Genomic DNA, 19,380 nt, shown 5'->3' with positions numbered 1-19,380 from the left:
GCTGAGATGCCCGTGATGACGACGCCGACGCTGGCAATTGCCTATACCGATACGGGCCCGCGCGAGGGCGACGCGGTGTTGTTGCTGCACGGCTGGCCCGATGATTCCTCCACCTGGGACGACGTCCTGCCCGCGCTGCACGAAGCCGGGCTGCGGACGATCGTGCCCACGCTGCGCGGGTTCGGCGAGACGCGGTTCGTGGCGGCGGATGCGCCGCGCACGGGCAACAGCGCGGTCCTGGCGATGGACGCGATTGCGCTGATGGACGGGCTGGGGATCGCGCGTTTCATGGTCGCGGGGCATGACTGGGGCTCGAACATCGCCGAGGCGCTGGCGGTCGGTTGGCCCGAGCGGGTGCAGCGGATCGCGATGCTCGCGACGCCGCCGCGACTGGGTGGCATGCCGACACCGCCGTTCGAACAGACTCAGCGGCAATGGTATCACTGGTTCATGGCCACCGCGCGCGGCGCGCAGGCGGTGCGCGACGATCCCAGGGGGTTCGCGCATGTCCACTGGACCAACTGGTCGCCGCCGGGCTGGTTCGACGAGGCGACCTTTGCGCGAGTGGCGCGCGCGTTCGGGAATCCGGACTGGGTCGACGTCACGCTGCACAGCTATCGCGCGCGCTGGGACGAGGCGGCGCCCGATCCCGCGAGCGTCTGGCTCGAGGAAGCGGTAAAGGCGAGCGAGACGCTGTCGCTGCCCGCGCTGTACATTCAGGGTGCGGAGGACGGGGTGAACCCGCCGAGCGCGACCACCGCGGTACCGGAGAAATTCTCGGGCCCCTTTGCCTTCGTCACCTTGCCGGGCGTCGGCCATTTTCCACAGCGTGAGCGGCCCGAGGCGGTCGCCGACCTGCTCGTCACGCTGTTCACCGGCGATCCCGCCACCTTGTCCGACACGATTTACCGGAGCCAAGACATGTCCAAGTTCAAACCCCTTCTCGCAGGCGCCGCGCTGTTCGCACTCGCCGCCGCCGCAACCGCGGCCGGCGTCGCACAGGCCAAGACCGCGGCGAGCCCGCTGACTCAGGTGGCGACGTTCGACCACCAGGTGACCGGCGTCGCGGTGACCGCAGACGGACGACGGTTCGTCAACTTTCCGCGCTGGACCGACGATGCGCCGATCTCGGTCGCCGAGGTGCTGCCGGACGGAAAGCTCAAGGCCTATCCCGACGACACGTGGAACAGCTGGCGCAACGCCCGCGCCAGCGAATTGCCGGTCGGCGACTATTTCGTCTGCGTCCAGTCGATCGTGCCCGACGGGCACGGCAATCTGTGGGTGCTCGATCCCGGCGCGCCGGGTAACGAAAAGCCGCTCGAGGGCGCGCCGAAGCTGGTCAGGATCGACCTGGCGACGAACCGCGTGACCAAGGTGATCAAGGTCGCGCCCGATGTCGCGCTGCAGGGTACGTACCTCAACGACATCCGCTTCTCGCCCGACGGCAAGACCGGCTACATCACCGATTCGGGCACGCGCGGCGCGATCATCGTGATCGACCTGGAGAGCGGCAAGGGTATGCGCGCGCTCGACGGGCATGGCTCGACGCAGATCGACAAGAGCGTGACGGTCATGACCGACGGCAAGCCGCTGGTCCGCCCCGATGGCCGCCAGCCGGCCTTCTCCGCGGATGGGATCGCGATCTCGAACGATGGCAAAACGCTGTATTACCAGGCACTCACCGGCAAGACGCTGTACGCGATCGATACCGGGCTGCTCCGCGAGGGCGTGAGCGCAGCGCAGCAGGCGGCGGGGGTAAAGACCATCGCCGAGACGCATGTCGCGGACGGTCTGTGGATGAGCAAGGCGGGGGTGCTGTACATCACGTCGCCCACCGACGACAGCATCACGCGGCTGGTCGGCGATCACGTCGAGCCGGTGCTGACCGACAAGCGGCTGCGCTGGCCCGATACCTTCTCCGAAGGGCCCGACGGGCGGATCTATGTGACCGCGAGCCATATCCAGGACACCAGCTGGTTCAAGCCGGGTGCGCCGGCATCGCTGCCGACCGCATTGTTCGCATTCGACCCGGTGCGGTGACATAAACGGGCGCCCCGGGCATGCAGACATGCCGGGGCGCCGCTGTCCGGCAGCGGCAGAAAACGTCAGATTGCAACAGGGTTAACATAGCGCAACGCGATAACCGCGCACCCCGGGATCGAATGTCGTGGCGTGTCGTTTCGCCATACTAACGATACGGGGTCGCCTTGTTCATTCTCCATTTGGCCCTCGGGGGCTGCCTGAAAGCGCCGCCCATCGACTTCGGCATTACCGCCGACTCCGGGGGGCATCTTGCGTATGTGGTCGACGCAGCGCTGGTTCAGGCAGAGCTTCCCGGCGTGGACCGGGTCTCGATCGTTACCCGGTTGTTCCGGTCTGCGGATCTGCCATCCGTGCATGGCCAGCGATCGGAGCGCATTACCGACAGGTTGACGATCGACCGGGTCGATAGTGGCGACGACCGCTATCTCGAAAAGGAGGCGCTCGCCGCCGACCTGCCTGCATTCACCGAGGCGTTTTGCCGTCACATCGCCGGACAGGCGGTCATGCCCAACGTCATCCATGCGCATTTCGCCGATGCCGCAGCGGTCGCGATCGAGGCACGCCGCCGGTTCGGCATTCCGTTCGTGTACACGCCGCATGCGCTGGCGATCGACAAGCGGCGGCAGGGCCTTGGCGGAGCCGAACTCGACACGCGGATTGCGGCGGAAACCACCGCGATCGCTGCGGCAGACGCGCTGATCGTATCGACGCGGGACGAGGCCGAACGGCAGGTCCCGGCCTATGGCGTCGAGGTCGCGGGCCGGATCCACTGCGTCCCGCCAGGCGTACCCCGCCGTCCCGATACAGGAGGCACGGTGACGCTGGTCGACAGCTTGGAAGACTGGCTCGATCGGCCGGATCTTCCGATCCTGCTGGCGATCGCGCGACCGGTGGCGAAGAAGAACCTCGCGGCCCTTGTTCGCGCGTTCGCGGCGGATCCGGTTTTGCACGACCGTGCGAATCTGGTGATCCTCGCTGGGCAACATGGGGGCCAATCGTCGAGCGAGGAACGGGCGGTGCTGGGCGAACTGCAGGCGCTTGCCGCTAGTCCTGCGCTGCGTGGGCGCTTTGCCTTGCCGCCGCGGCACGATGCGGCGGACGTCACCGCGCTGTACCGGCGAGCGGCGGCAGGCGGCGTGTTCGTCAACCCGGCGCTGCACGAGCCGTTCGGGCTGACCCTGATCGAAGCGGCAGCGGCCGGCGTTCCGGTCGTCGCGACCCGCAACGGAGGGCCAGCGGAGATCGTCGCGCAGATCGGTCACGGGCTGCTGGTCGATCCGCGCGACGAGGCGGGAATCGCTGCGGCATGCCGCGCGGTGATCGGAGACGCCGGACTTCATGCGCGGCTGAGCCGGGCGGCACGCGTGGGGAATGCGGCGTATGACTGGCGGCGTTATGCCGGGTCGGCTGTCGGGATCTATGCGGCATTACGGCGCCAACCCGCTCTGCTGGCCTGCGACATCGACAATACGCTGACCGGGTCGGTCGACGGCGCAGCGGCGTTCGCACGCTGGCGGCATGGCAGCAGCCTGCCGTTCGTGGTCGCGACGGGGCGCAGCTTCGCCGAGGCGCGCGCGGTGCTGGCGCAGTGGCATTTGCCCGAGCCGGACGCATTCATCGTCGACGTCGGGACGCGGATCCTCCGTCCAGCGGCGCATGGCGGGTGGCAGTGCTGCGCAGCGTTCACTGCCGCGCTCGATAAGGACTGGGACCGGGCGGCGGTACGCGCGGCGATTGCCCCGCTCGGCATCTGTGCCCAGCCGGTCGTTACCGAGGGCGCGCACAAGCTCAGCTTCTTTGGCGACGCCGCCGACGCTGCAGAGATCCGCGCGGCTCTGGCGCAGGCGGGGCTTGCAGCGCGGGTCGTGTTCTCGCACGGCCGGCTGATCGACGTGCTGTCCCCCGGCGGCGGCAAGGCGGCGGCGATCGCGGCCTATGCGGCCGGGTTGGGACTGACGCTCGACGACTGCATTGCAGCGGGCGACAGCGGCAATGACCTCGACATGCTCGACGCATGCGGGTTCGCGATTGTCGTCGCCAATGCGAGTGATGAACTGGCGACGCTTGCCGCGCGTCCCGGGCTGCATCGCGCCACGCGCAACCATGCCGCCGGGCTGGTCGAGGGGCTGGCACGGCTCGGATTGACCACGCCGGCCGTGCAAGTCGCGGCATGACGCGTCCGTTCGGCTATTTCGTCCACCATCAGGGTCGCGGGCATGCGGAACGCTGTGCCGCGATCCTGCAGGCGCTGCCGCCGTCGCGTCCCGTGACGATATTCTGCGCGCGCGACGACATCTTCCCCGCGCTGCCGGCGCAGGCGCGGATCGTGACGATCCCGTCGCTGTTCGAACCGACCGGGCAGGAAGTGGCGATGGACTGGGTCGCGACGCCGGCGACGCTGCACTGCGCGCCGCTCGGCTGGCCGGGGATCCGAAGCGCGATGGCGACGATCGCCGACTGGTTCGCGCAAGCGGACCCCGCGCTGATGATCTGCGACGTGTCGGCGGAGATCGCACAGCTGGCGCGGATCTGCAGCGTCCCGCACGTCAAGGTGCTGCAGCATGGCGACCGCGGCGATGCCGGGCACCGCGCGGCCTATGACGGCGCCGCCGGGCTGCTCGCCGCGTTCCACGTCGATCTCGCCCAGCCCGACTGGGACGCGGCGATGGTCGAAAAGACGTGTTTCGCGGGCGGGCTGGGGGTCGATACGCGGGGCCCCGACCGGAGCGCGGCGCGGGAGCGGCTGGTGATTGGCGAGCGCGAGGAGATGATCCTCGTCATGGCCGGCGGCGGCGGCAGCGGGTTCGGGCAGGCGCCGCTGGGCGTCGGCGCGCGCAGCCGGCCTGCCGCGCGCTGGATCACGATCGGGCCGGTCGTGCGCGACTGGCATGCGACCGAGCCCGCCAATATCGAACATCGCGGCTGGGTGGAGAATGCGGCGGACTATGTCGCGGCGGCGGATCTGGTGATCGCGTCGACGGGCAACACGACCTGCCAGCAGATCCTGGCGGCGGCGCGGCCGTGGATCGCCGTGCCCGAATGGCGCTATTTCGACGAGCAGCACCGCAAGGCGGACGCGCTCGGCGCGGCGGGGGTCGCGTGCATCCGGCCGCATCTGCCGTCGTCGGCGGACGCGTGGACGCAGGCGATCGACGCCGCCTATGCGCAGCACCGTCCCGAACGGCAGCGCGCGATGATCGCCGATGCCCCCGCCGACGATGCCGCGCGCTGGCTCGAGGCGCTGGCGGCGCGGCTCTGGGGTACGGCACCGCACCCGGCCTGATCCGTTCTGCCCCCGTCATTACCCTGTTCCGTCCTGTCCCCCCGATCCCATTGGAGCCCTGCCCATGTCCGCTATCTCGATCGTCACGCTGGCCAAGGGGCGGGCCGAGCATCTCTACAATCTGGTTTTGGGGCTCACGCGACAGACGACCCCGCCGCGCGAGCTGATCGTCGCGGTGATGCAGGACGAGCCCTATGTCCTGCCCGAGACGGATTTTCCGGTCCGCCAGCTGATGATCGCGGGCGAGGCGTTGCCGCTCGCCGCTGCGCGCAACCTGGCGGCGCGGACTGCGACGGGGGAGGGGCTGATCTTCCTCGACATGGACTGTATCCCGGCGCCGGGCTTGGTCGCGGACTATGCCGGGCACCTTGCAACCTACGACGGGTTGCTGATGGGCGAGGTGATGTACCTGCCGGGCGGCGCGACGAAGGGGGACTGGCGCAGCGAGGATTTCGCGGCAGTCGCGGTGCGGCATTCGGACCGACGCGGCCCGCCTGCCGAGGGGATCGAGGCGTGCGGCGACTATCGCTGTTTCTGGTCGCTCAACTTCGCGATGCGGCGTGCGACCTTCCTCGCGGTCGGCGGGTTCCACGAGGGCTATAACGGCTATGGCGGCGAGGATACCGATTTCGGCAAGGTGCTCGACACCGCGGGCGTGCCGATCGCGTGGATCAAGGGCGGGTTGGCGCATCATCAATATCACCCGCACCACATGCCGCCGGTCCATCATCTCGACAGTGTGATCCGCAATGCCGAGCTGTTCGAGGCGCGCTGGGGCTATCGGACAATGGGGCACTGGCTGCACGCATTCCGGCTGATGGGGCTGATCGACGACCGGCCCGGCCAGCCGATCCGCGTGCTCCGCCGCCCTGATGACGCGGATCTCGCGCTGACCGGACAGCAGAGCCACCAGCCCTATGCCAATACCGCAAGCGTCATCCGGCTGCTGGAAGAGCGTGTCGCTGCGAGTGCTGCGGCGGCGTGAGGATCGCTTTGCTCTCGCACGTCCGCCAGCGGATCGCGCAGCCGTTCATGGGCGGGATGGAATCGCACAGCTGGTATCTGGCGGAAGGGCTGCAGGCACGCGGTCATGACGTCGTGCTGTTCGCGAGCGGCGACAGCGATCCCCGTTTCGCAATCGATCCGGTGCTGCCCCAGCATTACGAGCGCGTGTTTCCCTGGGCCGAGCATCGCGGGTCGGCGCCGCTGATCGCGCACGTCGACCAGGGCTATATCGCGGCGTGCGAGAGGATCGCGGCGGGCCGGTTCGACGTGGTGCACAACAACAGCCTGAGCCGCTTCCCCATCGAGCCGCAGCGGACCGCGATCGTGCCGACCGTCACCTCGCTCCACGTGCCGCCCTATGACGCGCTGCACTGGTTCGTGAAGGCGAGCCCGTCGCCGACGCACCGGCTGACGGTGACGTCGCAGTCGCAGCTGAGCGCCTGGTGGCCGGACGGCGCGCCTGCCGAGGCGTCGGTGCTGCACAACGGCATCGACCCCGCCGCGTGGCGGTTCTCGCCCGCAGGGGACGGCAGCGCGGTCTGGTCGGGACGGATGACGCCGAACAAGGGGCCGCATCTGGCGGTACAGGCGGCACGGCGCGCGGGTGTGGCGATCACGCTGTACGGGCAGATCGAGGATCCGGACTATTGGGCGGCCGAGGTCGCGCCGCATCTGGGACCCGACGTCCGTTATGGCGGACATCTGGACGGCGCGGCGCTGGCGTCGGCGCTCGGGCAGGCGTCGGTGTTCCTGTTCACGCCGTGCTGGGACGAGCCGTTCGGGCTGGTCGCGGCGGAGGCGATGGCGTGCGGCCTGCCGGTCGCCGCATTCGACATGGGAGCCGCGCGCGAGGTCGTGGGCGAGGCGGGGTGCCTTGCAGCGCCGGGCGACGTCGAGGGGCTGGCGGCGGCGATCCCTGCGGCGATGGCGATCCCGCGCGATGTACCGCGTGCGCGGGTCGAACGGCTGTTCACGCGCGACCGCTGGCTCGACCGGTGCGAGGCGCTGTATGCGGAGGTATGCGCGGCCAAGGCGGAGATGGTCGCGTGACTATGTCTGCACGGATACGGGGCGATGACGTCGTTACGGTGCAGCAGGCGGCGCTGGCGGCGCTGTACCGGCGGCATGTGGGGCCCGGTGACCGCTATGCGCTGCTCGACTTTCCCGATCACGCCAATGTCGGCGACAGCGCGATCTGGCTGGGCGAGATCGCGATGCTCCGCGCGATCACCGGGCGCGATCCCGATCATGTCTGTACCTGGGACGCGTTCGACGCGGACGCGTTTCGCCGCGACAGCCCGGCGGGGGTCGTGTTCCTGCACGGCGGCGGCAATCTGGGGGATATCTGGCCGCATCATCAGCATTTTCGCGAGGCGATGCTGGCGGAGTTTCGCGACCGGACGATCGTCCAGCTGCCCCAGTCGATCCATTTCCGCGCCGGCGAGGGGCTCGACCGCTTCGCCGCCTGCGTCGCCGCGCACCCCGATTTCCACCTTTATGTCCGCGATGCGCAGAGCCTCGACCTCGCACAGCGGTTGTCCTGCCCGGTCACGCTCGCGCCCGATTCCGCGTTCGCGCTGGGGGCGCAGCCGCGTGGGCCGGCGGATTGCGACCTGCTGATGCTGATGCGGACCGATGACGAGCGCGTGGCGGGGGATCGCGGGCCGGTGCCGGAGGGGGCGGTGGTGCTCGACTGGCTGGAGGACGGCGTGCTGCCCGTATGGGAGGTGGGGGCGCCGCGTCCTGCGCACTATGAGCGACTGGCTTATGCGCGGGTCGCGCGCGGGCTGACGCTCCTGTCGCGCGGGCGGCAGATCGTCACTGACCGGCTGCACGCGCATATCCTCGCGCTGCTGCTGGGCATCCCACACGTCGCGCTCGACAATGATTATGGCAAGCTGTCCGCCTATATCGCCGCCTGGACCGCGCCGTCGCCGCTGCTGCTGCGCGAATGATCGACGTCAGTGTGCTGATCTGCACGCGCGACCGGGGGGCGTCGCTGTCGCGCACGCTCGACTCGGTGACGCGCGCGGTCGGCGTTGCGGGGGACGTGGCGGTCGAAATGGTGGTGGTCGACAACGGGTCCCGCGACGACACCGCGGCGCGGCTGGCGGCCTGGCAGGCGGAGCAGGCGTTTCCCGTGCTGCTGCTGGCCGAACCACTCGCGGGGCTGGCGCGGGCGCGCAATCTGGGGCTGGCGCATGTCCGCGGGCGGATCGTCGCGATGACCGACGACGATTGCGTGCTCAAGCCGGACTATCTGCTCGCGCTGGTCCGCCGGTTCGCGGGGGTTGCGACGCCGACGATCGTCGGCGGGCGGATCCTGCCGGGCGATGCCGCAGACCTGCCGGTGACGCTGAAGCTTGAGGATCATCCGATGGAGCCGGTGCCGGGCGCGTTTCCCGGCGGGTTCGTGATGGGCGCGAACCTTGCCTTCACGCACGACGTCATCGCGCGGACGGGGCCGTTCGATACGCGGTTCGGCGCGGGCGCGCGGTTCGTGGCGGCGGAGGATACGGATTTCCTGTTCCGCGCGATCGCGGCCGGGGTGGTCGTCGCCTATGACCCGTATTTCGTCGTCGAGCATCATCACGGGCGCTGCCGGCCCGATCAGGTGATCGCGCTGCTCGCGGGCTATGGCTATGGCGACGGCGCGCTCTACGCCAAGCACATCCTGAGCGACCGGCGGATCCTGGGGGCGATCCGCCGCGACCTTGGCGATGCGCTCGGCGAGACCCGCGCGGGGACGCGGCCCTTTCCCTATATCCGGCGGTTTCACAGGTTCCGCCTGCGCCACATGCTGCGCGGCTTTCTCGCTTATGCCGGGCACGGGCTTACGGCGCGGGTACGGCTTTCAAACGCACACGAAAAGGCCTGATGCCGTGGCGTCGCAGCATCAGGCCCATGATCGATTGTCCAGACTGAGCCCTCAGGCTCAGGCGGTGATTACTTCGAGCGTTCGACCTGCTCGAACTCGAGCTCGACCGGGGTCGCGCGACCGAAGATCGACACCGACACCTTGACGCGGCTGCGGTCGAAATCGAGTTCCTCGACCAGACCGTTGAAGCTCGCGAACGGACCGTCGAGCACCTTGACCTGATCGCCGATTTCGTAGTCGACCTTGACCTTCTGCTTGGGAGCGGCCGCGGCCTCTTCCTTGCTGTTCAGCATCCGCGTGGCTTCCGCCTCGCTGATCGCCTGCGGCTTGCCCATGCTGCCGAGGAAGCCGGTCACCTTGGGGGTGTTCTTGACGAGGTGATAGACGTCGTCGTTCATGTTCAGCTTGGCGAGCACATAGCCCGGCATGAACTTACGCTCGACCGCGATCTTCTTGCCGCGGCGGGCCTCGGTGATCGTCTCGGTAGGGACTTCGATCTGCTCGACGAGCTGTTCGAGACCCATACGGGTCGCCTCTGCCATGATCGAGTCGCGGACCTTGCCCTCGAAACCCGAATAGGCGTGAATGATGTACCAGCGCGCCATGTGCGGACCTTATTGAGCGAGTTTCAGGAGGGCGGTGACGATCGCCTGAAGGATCGAGTCGACGCCGAAGAAGAAGAGCGCGAGGATCGTCGTCATGATGACGACCATCACCCCGGTCATGATCGTCTCGCGACGCGTCGGCCACGTAACCTTCGAGGTTTCGGTGCGGACCTGCCGGATGAATTCGAGTGGGGACGTTTTAGCCACGGTGCTGTTCGAACCCGCCTGATGGAGACATGAAAAGAAGCGAGGCATAGACCCATAACCCGCTCCCTGTGAAGGGTCGCCCCATCAATAGGGCCCCGTCAAAGGGGTCGGGCATGCGTCCGTCTCGCTGTCGGATGGCGGCGCAGATAGCTTCCACGCCGACGGAACGCAAGGGGCGGGGCGGCAGCGTCCGCCAGGCGTGCCCGTTATGGCCCGACTCGGCAGCGCGTAAGCCGCGATGCACCGGCCTTTCGCACACGGTTGGAAGCATAAGGGGATGCGTGGAAGGCGGGACCGGAAGGCGCGGGGGCGGGCGTTTGCGCCCTCTCCCCCGCCGGCCGTCAACCGGTGCCGGTCTTGCCGGCGGCGCCTCTCCTGCGTTTCTGTTATGTTTGCCGGCGTGACGGACCGTCATCGGTATATCAGCGCGCAGACCAAAAAAAAGGCCGGTCAAAGACCGGCCGTAAAAGTTTTAGGAGAGGATGCCTGAAAGGCACAGTCTTTGTGCATCGCAGCAGCGGATTTCACAACTGCGCAAATTGCATTATGAAATGCGTTTTGTGCAATCGCGATGGAGGCGGCTTTGCTGATCACTGACCCGGTGGTCAGAGATGCATATCGACGGCGATGTGAGAAGATATGGCAGGAGTGCTCGGATTCGAACCGAGGGCCTTCGGTTTTGGAGACCGACGCTCTAACCAACTGAGCTACACTCCTGTGCGGTGGCGGGCTCTAGCGCCATGTCCGCGGCAGGGCAAGCACCTGTTCATGCCCGATGCACGATTGTCGAACGTGCAACCAATCTGGCGTCGGCTTCAGGGCAGGGGGGGTGATCCCCGTGTTGACCGCGGCTGACTCCTGACCTATAGGCGCGCCCTGTTCTTCGGGAGTCTTTCCCGCCGGGCATGCTTGAACATTGCTGGATGCATTCCAGGGCCTGAGGAGCGTTTTGCGCTTCCTAGGGTCCTTTTTGTATTCTCAGGCGCCTCAATGGCTCCAGCAAAGTAACCATTTGAAAGGTGAAGGCTTCAATGCCGACGATCAACCAGCTGGTCCGCAAGGGCCGCGATCCGCAGAAGGCCAAGTCGAAGGTCCCTGCGATGGAAGCCAACCCGCAGAAGCGTGGCGTTTGCACGCGCGTCTACACGACGACCCCGAAGAAGCCGAACTCGGCTCTGCGCAAGGTGGCCAAGGTTCGCCTGACCAACCAGCGCGAAGTCATCAGCTACATCCCGGGCGAGGGCCACAATCTTCAGGAGCATTCGGTTGTCCTGATCCGTGGCGGTCGTGTCCGCGATCTTCCCGGTGTTCGCTATCACGTCCTGCGCGGCGTGCTCGATACACAGGGTGTGAAGGACCGGCGTCAGTCGCGTTCCAAGTACGGCGCCAAGCGTCCGAAGTAAGCCGATCAGGTATCTGATCACACAGGCTGAAGTTTAGAAGGAATATAAAATGGCACGTCGTCGTCGTCCCGAAAAGCGGGTCATCCTGCCTGATCCCAAGTTCGGGGATGAGGTTCTGTCGAAGTTCATGAACAGCGTCATGCTGGACGGCAAGAAGTCCGTCGCAGAGCTGATCGTGTACGGTGCATTCGAAACCGTCGAGAGCCGCGCCAAGCGCGACCCGATCGGCGTTTTTCACGATGCGCTCAACAACGTGAAGCCGGGCATCGAAGTCCGTTCGCGTCGCGTCGGTGGTGCAACCTACCAGGTTCCCGTCGAAGTGCGTCCCGAGCGTGCACAGGCGCTGGCAATCCGCTGGCTGATCGGTGCGGCCCGTTCGCGCAGCGAGAACACGATGGCCGCACGGCTGTCGGGCGAGCTGATGGACGCGGCCAACAACCGCGGCAACGCGGTCAAGAAGCGCGAAGACACGCACCGGATGGCAGAAGCCAACCGTGCATTCTCGCACTACCGCTGGTAACAGCGGGCTTCGAAGCCTAGCATTGGTAACCGTGTCACGGGCGGTCTTTCGCCCGTAACGCAAACACCTATATATTGGGGAGCCGGCACGTTCGGCTCCCCATATCCTTAAGGAAGCACGATCATGGCCCGCAGCCATCCGCTCGACCGTTACCGCAACATCGGCATCATGGCGCACATCGACGCCGGCAAGACGACGACGACCGAGCGCATCCTCTATTACACCGGCAAGTCCTACAAGATCGGCGAAGTGCATGAAGGCACCGCGACGATGGACTGGATGGAGCAGGAGCAGGAGCGCGGGATCACGATCACGTCGGCTGCAACCACCTGCAAGTGGCGCGCCGAAGAAGGTAAGGGTGAAGAGCACCTTATCAACATCATCGACACCCCGGGCCACGTCGATTTCACGATCGAAGTCGAGCGTTCGCTGCGCGTCCTCGACGGCGCGGTCGCGTGCTTCGACGGCGTTGCCGGTGTCGAGCCGCAGTCCGAGACCGTGTGGCGTCAGGCCGACAAGTACGGCGTGCCGCGCATGTGCTTCGTCAACAAGCTCGACCGCACCGGTGCCGACTTCTACTTCTGCGTCGACTCGATCATCGAGCGTCTCGGTGCGCGCCCGGCGGTCCTGTACCTGCCGATCGGCATGGAAGGCGGCTTCAAGGGCCTGGTCGACCTCGTCGAGAACCGCGCGATCATCTGGCTCGAAGAGAGCCTGGGCGCGAAGTTCGAATATCAGGACATCCCGGCGGACATGGCCGACAAGGCCGCGAAGTATCGCAGCGACCTGATCGAGATGGCTGTCGAGCAGGACGATGCTCTGATGGAAGCCTATCTTGAGGGTAACGAGCCCAGCGTCGCCGACCTCAAGAAGCTGATCCGCAAGGGTACGCTCAGCATGGCGTTCGTCCCCGTGGTCTGCGGTTCGGCGTTCAAGAACAAGGGCGTCCAGCCCCTGCTCGACGCCGTGGTCGACTATCTGCCGTCGCCGCTCGACGTTCCCGCGATTCAGGGTCTGAAGCTCGACGGCGTGACGCCGGACGAGCGTCCTTCGTCGGACGAGGTTCCGTTCTCGGCACTGGCGTTCAAGATCATGAACGATCCGTTCGTCGGCACGCTGACCTTCGCCCGCATCTATTCGGGTAAGCTGGAGACCGCATCGCAGGTCACCAACTCGGTCAAGGACAAGAAGGAAAAGGTCGGCCGCATGCTGCTCATGCATGCGAACAGCCGTGAGGACATCCAGGAAGCGTTCGCGGGCGACATCGTTGCTCTCGCAGGCCTCAAGGACACGACCACGGGCGACACGCTCTGCGCGATGAACGCACCGATCATCCTCGAGCGGATGGAATTCCCCGAGCCCGTGATCGAGCTGTCGGTGGAGCCGAAGACCAAGGCCGATCAGGAGAAGATGGGCGTCGCGCTCAATCGTCTCGCACGCGAGGACCCGTCGTTCCGCGTGTCGTCGGACCCCGAGTCGGGCCAGACCATCATCAAGGGCATGGGCGAGCTCCATCTCGAGATCCTGGTCGACCGCATGAAGCGTGAGTTCAAGGTCGAGGCCAATGTCGGTGCTCCTCAGGTCGCGTATCGCGAATATCTGAAGAAGCCGGTCGACGTCGACTACACGCACAAGAAGCAGTCGGGCGGCACCGGCCAGTTCGGTCGCGTGAAGGTCAAGGTCACGCCGGGCGAGCGCGGTTCGGGCATCACGTTCAAGGACGAGATCAAGGGCGGCAACATTCCGAAGGAATATCTGCCCGCGATCGAGAAGGGCTTCCGCGAGACCGCCGCGTCGGGTTCGCTGGTCGGCTTCCCGATCATCGATTTCGAGATCGTGCTGTATGACGGCGCGTATCACGACGTCGACTCGTCGGCTCTGGCGTTCGAAATCTGTGCACGTGGCGCAATGCGCGAAGTCGCGCAGAAGTCGGGCATCACGCTGCTCGAGCCGGTCATGAAGGTTGAGGTCGTCACCCCGGAGGACTATCTGGGCGACGTCATCGGCGACATGAACAGCCGTCGTGGCCAGATCCAGGGCACCGACAGCCGCGGCAACGCGCAGACGGTCGAGGCGATGGTGCCACTGGCCAACATGTTCGGCTATGTGAACTCGCTCCGCTCGTTCACGCAGGGCCGCGCGCAATACTCGATGCAGTTCTCGCATTATGATGAAGTGCCGCAGAACGTCGCTGACGAGGTGAAGGCGAAACTGGCCTAACCCTTTAAGGGGGTAGGGCTAGCGTCAGGCTTTAACAGCCGCTATGGGGCCGCGTTCGCGCGGTTCCCGGTGTGGCACCGGAATACGAATCAGAAGGTAGGAAACAATGGCCAAGGCAAAATTTGAGCGGAACAAGCCGCATCTCAACATCGGCACCATCGGTCACGTCGATCATGGCAAGACGTCGCTCACCGCTGCGATCACGAAGGTTCTCGCCGAGACGACCGGCGGTACCGCTGTCGACTTCGCAAACATCGACAAGGCTCCCGAGGAGCGCGAGCGCGGCATCACGATCTCGACCGCACACGTCGAGTACGAGACGGCCAACCGTCACTACGCGCACGTCGATTGCCCGGGCCACGCCGATTATGTGAAGAACATGATCACCGGCGCAGCCCAGATGGACGGCGCGATCCTCGTCGTTTCGGCGACCGATGGCCCGATGCCGCAGACCCGTGAGCACATCCTGCTCGCACGCCAGGTCGGCGTGCCTGCCATGGTCGTGTTCATGAACAAGGTCGATCTGGTCGACGACGAGGAAATCCTCGAGCTGGTCGAGATGGAAATCCGCGAGCTGCTCAGCTCGTACGACTTCCCGGGCGACGACATCCCCGTCATCAAGGGTTCGGCAACCTGCGCGCTGTCGGGTTCGAACCAGAAGCTCGGCGCCGACGCCGTCACCGAGCTGATGCAGGCTGTCGACGACTACATTCCGCAGCCCGAGCGTCCGCTCGACAAGCCGTTCATGATGCCGATCGAGGACGTGTTCTCGATCTCGGGTCGTGGTACGGTTGTCACCGGCCGCGTCGAGACCGGCATCGTCAAGGTTGGCGAGGAAGTCGAGATCGTCGGTATCCACCCGACCGTTCGCAAGACCACGGTCACGGGCGTCGAGATGTTCCGCAAGCTGCTCGACCAGGGCCAGGCTGGCGATAACGTCGGCGCGCTGATCCGCGGCGTTGCACGCGACGAAGTCGAGCGTGGCCAGGTGCTCTGCAAGCCAGGCACGATCAAGCCGCACACCGACTTCAACTCGGAAGTCTACGTGCTGTCGAAGGAAGAGGGTGGCCGTCACACGCCGTTCTTCGCCAACTACCGCCCGCAGTTCTACTTCCGTACGACGGACGTGACCGGCACCGTCGAGCTGCCTGAGGGCACCGAGATGGTCATGCCAGGCGACAACGTGTCGCTCGGCATCAAGCTGATCGCACCGATCGCCATGGACGTGGGCCAGCGCTTCACGATCCGCGAAGGCGGCCGTACCGTCGGTGCAGGCGTCGTCAGCCAGATCGACAAGTAAGCATCTTCTCCTTCGGGAGATGATCGAAGAGCCCGGCTTCTCGCGAGAGAGGCCGGGCTTTTTCGTGTTCGGGGGCGGCCGCAGCGTCGTCAGAGCGTTGGGCGGCAAGCAGGCAATTGCCAGGGTCTGGCAAACGGCTAGATTAGGCACGCCACGGGGGGCGGGACTTATGCGTGCGCAATGTCAGTGCGGTCGACTCACGGTCGAGCTTCCGGGGCCATCGCCTGCCGTGGTGGCATGTCACTGCATCGCCTGTCAGCGCCGAAGCGGATCGCCCTTTGGTGTTCTCGCCTATTATCCCGAGGAGCTGCTCACAGTCGGAGGTGAGGGCAAACGGTTTGAGCGGGCGACGGACGAAGGCAATCGCTTCGAGACGGTCTTCTGCCCAGAGTGCGGATCAACGGTCTATGCGAGGACCGTCAAGCACCCGTCGATGATCGGGGTCGCCGTGGGCGCAATTGCCGATCGTGCTTTCCCAGCTCCCGTTCGCTCTGTCTGGGAGGAATCGATGCATCACTGGGTGACCTTACCAGGGGAAGTACAGCATTTCGCCAAAGGACGCGTGTAGGCGTCGGTTATCCGGCTGATCGGGCGCCCGCCCTAGGCCGAGGTAGCGTCATAGGGGTTGGGTGAGGGTAGTCATGGAGCCTATCGCCGCCGCGATGGGCGGCCTAAAATCGTCGTCGCCCTAGTTGCCTTTTCGGCGACTCTCCCGTAATGGCCCGCCTTCGGTTTAAACATCAACCAGCAAGAGCCCGGAAACGGGCCCGCTCTTTCGCATCGGTAGGGACTATGGACAGCAATATCCGCATTCGTCTGAAGGCGTTCGATCACCGCGTGCTCGATCAGGCCACCGGCGACATCGCCGACACCGCACGCCGCACCGGCGCGCTCATCCGCGGTCCGATTCCCCTTCCGACGCGCATCGAAAAATTCACCGTGAACCGCGGCCCGCACATCGACAAGAAGTCGCGCGAGCAGTTCGAGGTGCGCACGTACAAGCGTATGCTGGATATCGTCCAGCCGACGCCGCAGACGGTCGATGCGCTGATGAAGCTGGACCTCGCCGCTGGCGTTGACGTCGAGATCAAGCTCGCCTAAGGGCGAGCGCGGCGCGGTCGACCGGTAACGGTCCCGCGCCGTTCGACATTGGGATACCGCCGTCGGTGCAAACCGACGGGGCAGCGTCCCCCGTCACGTTCCTGCGTCAGCAGGAACACCAGCCCGGGACGGGGCGCGTTTCGTATTTACCGGGTTGATCCGACTCCATTCAGGGCTTTTGCCGGGGATGGGGTCAGGTGGATGCATCAAGGAGCTTGCTCCGGACATGGTCCGCAAGCCCCTGAGGAATAGTCCGACGGGGCCTCTGTCTAGGAAGGGACAAGATCATGCGTACTGGCGTGATCGCGAAGAAAATGGGGATGACCCGCCTGTTCCAGGAAGATGGTCGGCACGTGCCGGTCACCGTTCTGGCACTCGAAGGCAATCAGGTCATTTCCGTTCGCGAAATGGATCGTGACGGCTACACGGCCGTCCAGCTTGGTGCAGGCGTTGCCAAGTCGAAGAATGTCGCAAAGCCGCAGCGCGGCCATTTCGGCAAGGCCGAAGTGGAGCCCAAGGCTGTCGTCCATGAGTTCCGTGTGAACGCAGACGGCCTGCTCGACGTTGGCGCCGAGATCTCGGCCGACCATTATGTCGCAGGCCAGATCGTCGATATCCAGGGCAAGACCCAGGGTAAGGGCTTCCAGGGCGGCATGAAGCGTTGGGGCTTCGGCGGTCTGCGGGCAACCCACGGCGTGTCGGTCTCGCACCGCTCGCTCGGTTCGACGGGTCAGCGCCAGGATCCGGGCAAGGTCTTCAAGAACAAGAAGATGGCCGGCCACATGGGCGACAAGTATCGCACCCAGCAGAACCTCGAGATCGTATCGACCGACGTCGAGCGTGGTCTCCTGTTCGTCAAGGGTTCGGTTCCTGGCTCCAAGGGCGGCTGGCTCTTCGTCAAGGACTCGGTGAAGGTCGCGCGCCACGCCGACGCACCGTTCCCCGCCGGTCTCAAGACCGCCAACAGCAACACCGCAGCAGACACGCCGGCCGAAACGACCGACGCACCTGCAGCCGACGGCCAGGAGGGCTGAGCGTGAAGATCAAGCTTTCATCTTTCGCCGGCACCGAGGGCGCGGACATCGAACTCAACGACGAGATCTTCGGTCTCGATCCGCGCGCCGACATCCTGCACCGTGTGGTCACCTGGCAGCTCGAGAAGCGTCGCGAGACGGCTCGTGGCACCCGTGAGCGCGCAGACGTCGCTCGCACCGGCAAGAAGTTCGGTCGCCAGAAGGGCGGCGGTACCGCACGTCACGGCGATCGTCGCGCGCCCGTGTTCATCGGTGGTGGTAAGGCTCACGGCGCTCGCGTCCGTGACTTCAACCCGTCGCTGAACAAGAAGGTTCGCTCGCTCGGTCTGCGCATGGCACTCAGCAGCCACGCCAAGGCGGGCTCGCTGGTCATCATGGACAGCCTGGCTGTCGAGGGTGGCAAGACCAAGACGCTGCAGGGCGATCTCGCCAAGCTCGGCTTCGGCAAGCGTGCGCTCGTCATCGACGGCGACATGGTCGACACCAGCTTCGCATTCGCTGCGGGCAACCTGTACGAAGTGAACGTGATGCCGGCAGCCGGCGCGAACGTTTACGACATCCTGAAGCATGACACGCTGGTGCTGACGCGCGCCGCTGTCGAAAAGCTGGAGGCGCGCTTCCATGGCTAAGAAGCAGAAGGCGGGCATCGATAATCGTCATTACGACGTTATCCTGGCCCCGCACATCACCGAGAAGACGACGACCCTGTCGGAGCACAACGCGGTGGTGTTCAAGGTGTCCAACGACGCCACGAAGCCCGAGATCAAGGCGGCCGTAGAGGCGCTGTTCGACGTGAACGTCGTCGGCGTGAACACGCTCGTCCAGAAGGGCAAGACCAAGAAGTGGAAGGGCACGAACTACTCGCGCTCGGACATGAAAAAGGCAATCGTGACGTTGAAGGACGGTCAGTCCATCGACGTGACGACGGGGATCTGAGGCCATGGCACTCAAGCATTATAATCCGACATCGCCGGCACGCCGCGGTCTCATCCTGGTCGACAAGTCGTCGCTCTGGAAGGGCAAGCCCGTCAAGGCGCTGACCGAAGGCAAGCACAAGACCGGCGGTCGTAACAACAAGGGCCATGTGACCTCGCGCGGCATCGCCGGCGGTCACAAGCAGAAGTACCGCTACATCGACTTCAAGCGTCGCAAGTGGGACGTCGAAGGCACTGTCGAGCGGATCGAGTATGATCCCAACCGCACCGCGTTCATCGCCCTGGTCAAGTACCCGGACGAAGAGCTCGCCTACATCCTGGCGCCGCAGCGTCTGGCCGTCGGCGACAAGGTCCTCGCGGCCAAGAAGACCGACGTGAAGCCGGGCAATGCCATGGAACTCGGTCAGATGCCGGTCGGCACCATCGTCCACAACGTGGAGATGAAGCCGATGAAGGGTGGCCAGATCGCTCGCTCGGCCGGCACGTATGTGCAGGTTGTCGGTCGCGACAAGGGCATGGTGATGGTCCGCCTGAACTCGGGCGAGCAGCGCTATATCCGCAGCGATTGCATGGCGACGGTTGGCGCGGTTTCGAACCCCGACAACCAGAACCAGAACCTGGGCAAGGCAGGGCGTTCGCGCTGGCTTGGTATTCGTCCGCTGACGCGCGGCGTCGCCAAGAACCCGGTCGACCATCCGCACGGCGGTGGTGAAGGCCGTACCTCGGGTGGCCGTCATCCGGTCACGCCGTGGGGCAAGCCGACGAAGGGTGCGCGCACGCGTCACAACAAATCGACCGACAAGATGATCATCCGGTCGCGTCATTCGACGAAGAGGAAGGGCTAAC

Annotated in this window: 19 protein-coding genes and 1 tRNA gene; 17 read left to right on the top strand and 3 right to left on the bottom strand. The window is 65.7% G+C overall.

What is annotated here, in order from left to right; all coding sequences use genetic code 11:
* Positions 1-6 precede the first annotated feature (6 nt).
* The 7 genes from FHY04_RS10045 (at position 7) to FHY04_RS10015 (ending at position 9,209) form a co-directional block, all read left to right on the top strand.
* Positions 7-2,040 (top strand): alpha/beta fold hydrolase, encoded by a 2,034-nt coding sequence (locus FHY04_RS10045; RefSeq protein ID WP_183936308.1) that lies wholly within the window; start codon positions 7-9, stop codon positions 2,038-2,040.
* Between the two features lie 299 nt (positions 2,041-2,339).
* A complete protein-coding gene (locus FHY04_RS10040; RefSeq protein ID WP_311724407.1) occupies positions 2,340-4,217 on the top strand; it encodes an HAD family hydrolase in 1,878 nt (625 codons plus the stop codon).
* Positions 4,214-5,326 (top strand): glycosyltransferase, encoded by a 1,113-nt coding sequence (locus FHY04_RS10035; protein ID WP_183936306.1) that lies wholly within the window; start codon positions 4,214-4,216, stop codon positions 5,324-5,326. The genes FHY04_RS10040 and FHY04_RS10035 overlap by 4 nt, the downstream gene beginning before the upstream one ends.
* Before the next feature lie 64 nt (positions 5,327-5,390).
* A complete protein-coding gene (locus tag FHY04_RS10030; protein ID WP_183936305.1) occupies positions 5,391-6,311 on the top strand; it encodes a glycosyltransferase family 2 protein in 921 nt (306 codons plus the stop codon).
* Positions 6,308-7,381, top strand: coding sequence for a glycosyltransferase (locus FHY04_RS10025; RefSeq protein WP_183936304.1), 1,074 nt, complete (start codon positions 6,308-6,310; stop codon positions 7,379-7,381). The genes FHY04_RS10030 and FHY04_RS10025 overlap by 4 nt, the downstream gene beginning before the upstream one ends.
* Before the next feature lie 2 nt (positions 7,382-7,383).
* Entirely contained in the window at positions 7,384-8,286 is a 903-nt protein-coding gene (locus FHY04_RS10020) for a polysaccharide pyruvyl transferase family protein (RefSeq protein ID WP_183936439.1), read from the top strand.
* A complete protein-coding gene (locus tag FHY04_RS10015; protein ID WP_183936303.1) occupies positions 8,283-9,209 on the top strand; it encodes a glycosyltransferase family 2 protein in 927 nt (308 codons plus the stop codon). The genes FHY04_RS10020 and FHY04_RS10015 overlap by 4 nt, the downstream gene beginning before the upstream one ends.
* 68 nt (positions 9,210-9,277) lie before the next feature.
* Here FHY04_RS10015 and nusG read toward each other — a convergent pair whose 3' ends face one another.
* The 3 genes from nusG to FHY04_RS10000 all read right to left on the bottom strand — a co-directional run bounded on the left by nusG (position 9,278) and on the right by FHY04_RS10000 (position 10,738).
* Complete coding sequence (nusG, locus tag FHY04_RS10010) at positions 9,278-9,814, bottom strand: transcription termination/antitermination protein NusG (RefSeq protein ID WP_031393771.1); 537 nt, start codon at positions 9,812-9,814, stop codon at positions 9,278-9,280.
* A gap of 9 nt (positions 9,815-9,823) precedes the next feature.
* Positions 9,824-10,021, bottom strand: coding sequence for a preprotein translocase subunit SecE (gene secE, locus FHY04_RS10005; protein ID WP_031393770.1), 198 nt, complete (start codon positions 10,019-10,021; stop codon positions 9,824-9,826).
* A gap of 640 nt (positions 10,022-10,661) precedes the next feature.
* Positions 10,662-10,738 (bottom strand) — tRNA-Trp (locus FHY04_RS10000).
* A gap of 314 nt (positions 10,739-11,052) precedes the next feature.
* Between FHY04_RS10000 and rpsL the strand changes: the two genes are divergently transcribed.
* The 10 genes from rpsL to rplB all read left to right on the top strand — a co-directional run bounded on the left by rpsL (position 11,053) and on the right by rplB (position 19,379).
* Positions 11,053-11,424: a 30S ribosomal protein S12 gene (rpsL, locus tag FHY04_RS09995; protein ID WP_010164594.1), complete on the top strand. Its 372-nt coding sequence runs from the start codon at positions 11,053-11,055 to the stop codon at positions 11,422-11,424.
* 49 nt (positions 11,425-11,473) lie between these two features.
* Positions 11,474-11,944: a 30S ribosomal protein S7 gene (rpsG, locus tag FHY04_RS09990; RefSeq protein ID WP_031393769.1), complete on the top strand. Its 471-nt coding sequence runs from the start codon at positions 11,474-11,476 to the stop codon at positions 11,942-11,944.
* Between the two features lie 123 nt (positions 11,945-12,067).
* On the top strand, positions 12,068-14,164 hold the full coding sequence (fusA, locus tag FHY04_RS09985) for an elongation factor G (RefSeq protein ID WP_031393768.1): 2,097 nt from the start codon (positions 12,068-12,070) through the stop codon (positions 14,162-14,164).
* A gap of 106 nt (positions 14,165-14,270) precedes the next feature.
* Positions 14,271-15,464 carry an elongation factor Tu gene (gene tuf, locus FHY04_RS09980; RefSeq protein WP_031393767.1) on the top strand — a complete coding sequence of 398 codons (1,194 nt, stop codon included), beginning with the start codon at positions 14,271-14,273 and terminating at the stop codon, positions 15,462-15,464.
* Positions 15,465-15,483: 19 nt separating this feature from the next.
* Positions 15,484-16,032 (top strand): GFA family protein, encoded by a 549-nt coding sequence (locus tag FHY04_RS23045; RefSeq protein WP_221211726.1) that lies wholly within the window; start codon positions 15,484-15,486, stop codon positions 16,030-16,032.
* 224 nt (positions 16,033-16,256) lie between these two features.
* Positions 16,257-16,565 (top strand): 30S ribosomal protein S10, encoded by a 309-nt coding sequence (gene rpsJ, locus FHY04_RS09970; RefSeq protein ID WP_007406109.1) that lies wholly within the window; start codon positions 16,257-16,259, stop codon positions 16,563-16,565.
* A gap of 287 nt (positions 16,566-16,852) precedes the next feature.
* Positions 16,853-17,599 (top strand): 50S ribosomal protein L3, encoded by a 747-nt coding sequence (gene rplC, locus FHY04_RS09965; protein WP_056406239.1) that lies wholly within the window; start codon positions 16,853-16,855, stop codon positions 17,597-17,599.
* A gap of 2 nt (positions 17,600-17,601) precedes the next feature.
* Positions 17,602-18,228, top strand: coding sequence for a 50S ribosomal protein L4 (gene rplD / locus FHY04_RS09960; RefSeq protein ID WP_183936302.1), 627 nt, complete (start codon positions 17,602-17,604; stop codon positions 18,226-18,228).
* Complete coding sequence (locus FHY04_RS09955) at positions 18,221-18,535, top strand: 50S ribosomal protein L23 (protein WP_031393763.1); 315 nt, start codon at positions 18,221-18,223, stop codon at positions 18,533-18,535. Before rplD ends, FHY04_RS09955 begins: the two co-directional genes overlap by 8 nt.
* A 4-nt stretch (positions 18,536-18,539) precedes the next feature.
* A complete protein-coding gene (gene rplB, locus FHY04_RS09950) occupies positions 18,540-19,379 on the top strand; it encodes a 50S ribosomal protein L2 (RefSeq protein ID WP_031393762.1) in 840 nt (279 codons plus the stop codon).
* Position 19,380: the final 1 nt, after the last annotated feature.

The organism is Sphingomonas sp. BK481, from assembly GCF_014194875.1.
GTDB classification, from domain to species: Bacteria; Pseudomonadota; Alphaproteobacteria; order Sphingomonadales; family Sphingomonadaceae; genus Sphingomonas; species Sphingomonas aerolata.
Note: the sequence above shows the minus strand (reverse complement) of the source record. Positions and strands in the feature narration are given on the sequence as shown.

Bases quoted from the DNA above. Each gene is read 5' to 3' on its own strand.
- rpsL (WP_010164594.1), top strand. From the start codon at position 11,053: ATGCCGACGATCAACCAGCTGGTCCGCAAGGGCCGCGATCCGCAGAAG.
- FHY04_RS10030 (WP_183936305.1), top strand. From the start codon at position 5,391: ATGTCCGCTATCTCGATCGTCACGCTGGCCAAGGGGCGGGCCGAGCAT.
- FHY04_RS23045 (WP_221211726.1), top strand. From the start codon at position 15,484: ATGATCGAAGAGCCCGGCTTCTCGCGAGAGAGGCCGGGCTTTTTCGTG.
- FHY04_RS09955 (WP_031393763.1), top strand. From the start codon at position 18,221: ATGGCTAAGAAGCAGAAGGCGGGCATCGATAATCGTCATTACGACGTT.
- FHY04_RS10035 (WP_183936306.1), top strand. From the start codon at position 4,214: ATGACGCGTCCGTTCGGCTATTTCGTCCACCATCAGGGTCGCGGGCAT.
- tuf (WP_031393767.1), top strand. From the start codon at position 14,271: ATGGCCAAGGCAAAATTTGAGCGGAACAAGCCGCATCTCAACATCGGC.
- rpsG (WP_031393769.1), top strand. From the start codon at position 11,474: ATGGCACGTCGTCGTCGTCCCGAAAAGCGGGTCATCCTGCCTGATCCC.
- rpsJ (WP_007406109.1), top strand. From the start codon at position 16,257: ATGGACAGCAATATCCGCATTCGTCTGAAGGCGTTCGATCACCGCGTG.
- nusG (WP_031393771.1), bottom strand. From the start codon at position 9,814: ATGGCGCGCTGGTACATCATTCACGCCTATTCGGGTTTCGAGGGCAAG.
- rplC (WP_056406239.1), top strand. From the start codon at position 16,853: ATGCGTACTGGCGTGATCGCGAAGAAAATGGGGATGACCCGCCTGTTC.
- FHY04_RS10015 (WP_183936303.1), top strand. From the start codon at position 8,283: ATGATCGACGTCAGTGTGCTGATCTGCACGCGCGACCGGGGGGCGTCG.
- FHY04_RS10020 (WP_183936439.1), top strand. From the start codon at position 7,384: ATGTCTGCACGGATACGGGGCGATGACGTCGTTACGGTGCAGCAGGCG.
- fusA (WP_031393768.1), top strand. From the start codon at position 12,068: ATGGCCCGCAGCCATCCGCTCGACCGTTACCGCAACATCGGCATCATG.
- rplB (WP_031393762.1), top strand. From the start codon at position 18,540: ATGGCACTCAAGCATTATAATCCGACATCGCCGGCACGCCGCGGTCTC.
- FHY04_RS10045 (WP_183936308.1), top strand. From the start codon at position 7: ATGCCCGTGATGACGACGCCGACGCTGGCAATTGCCTATACCGATACG.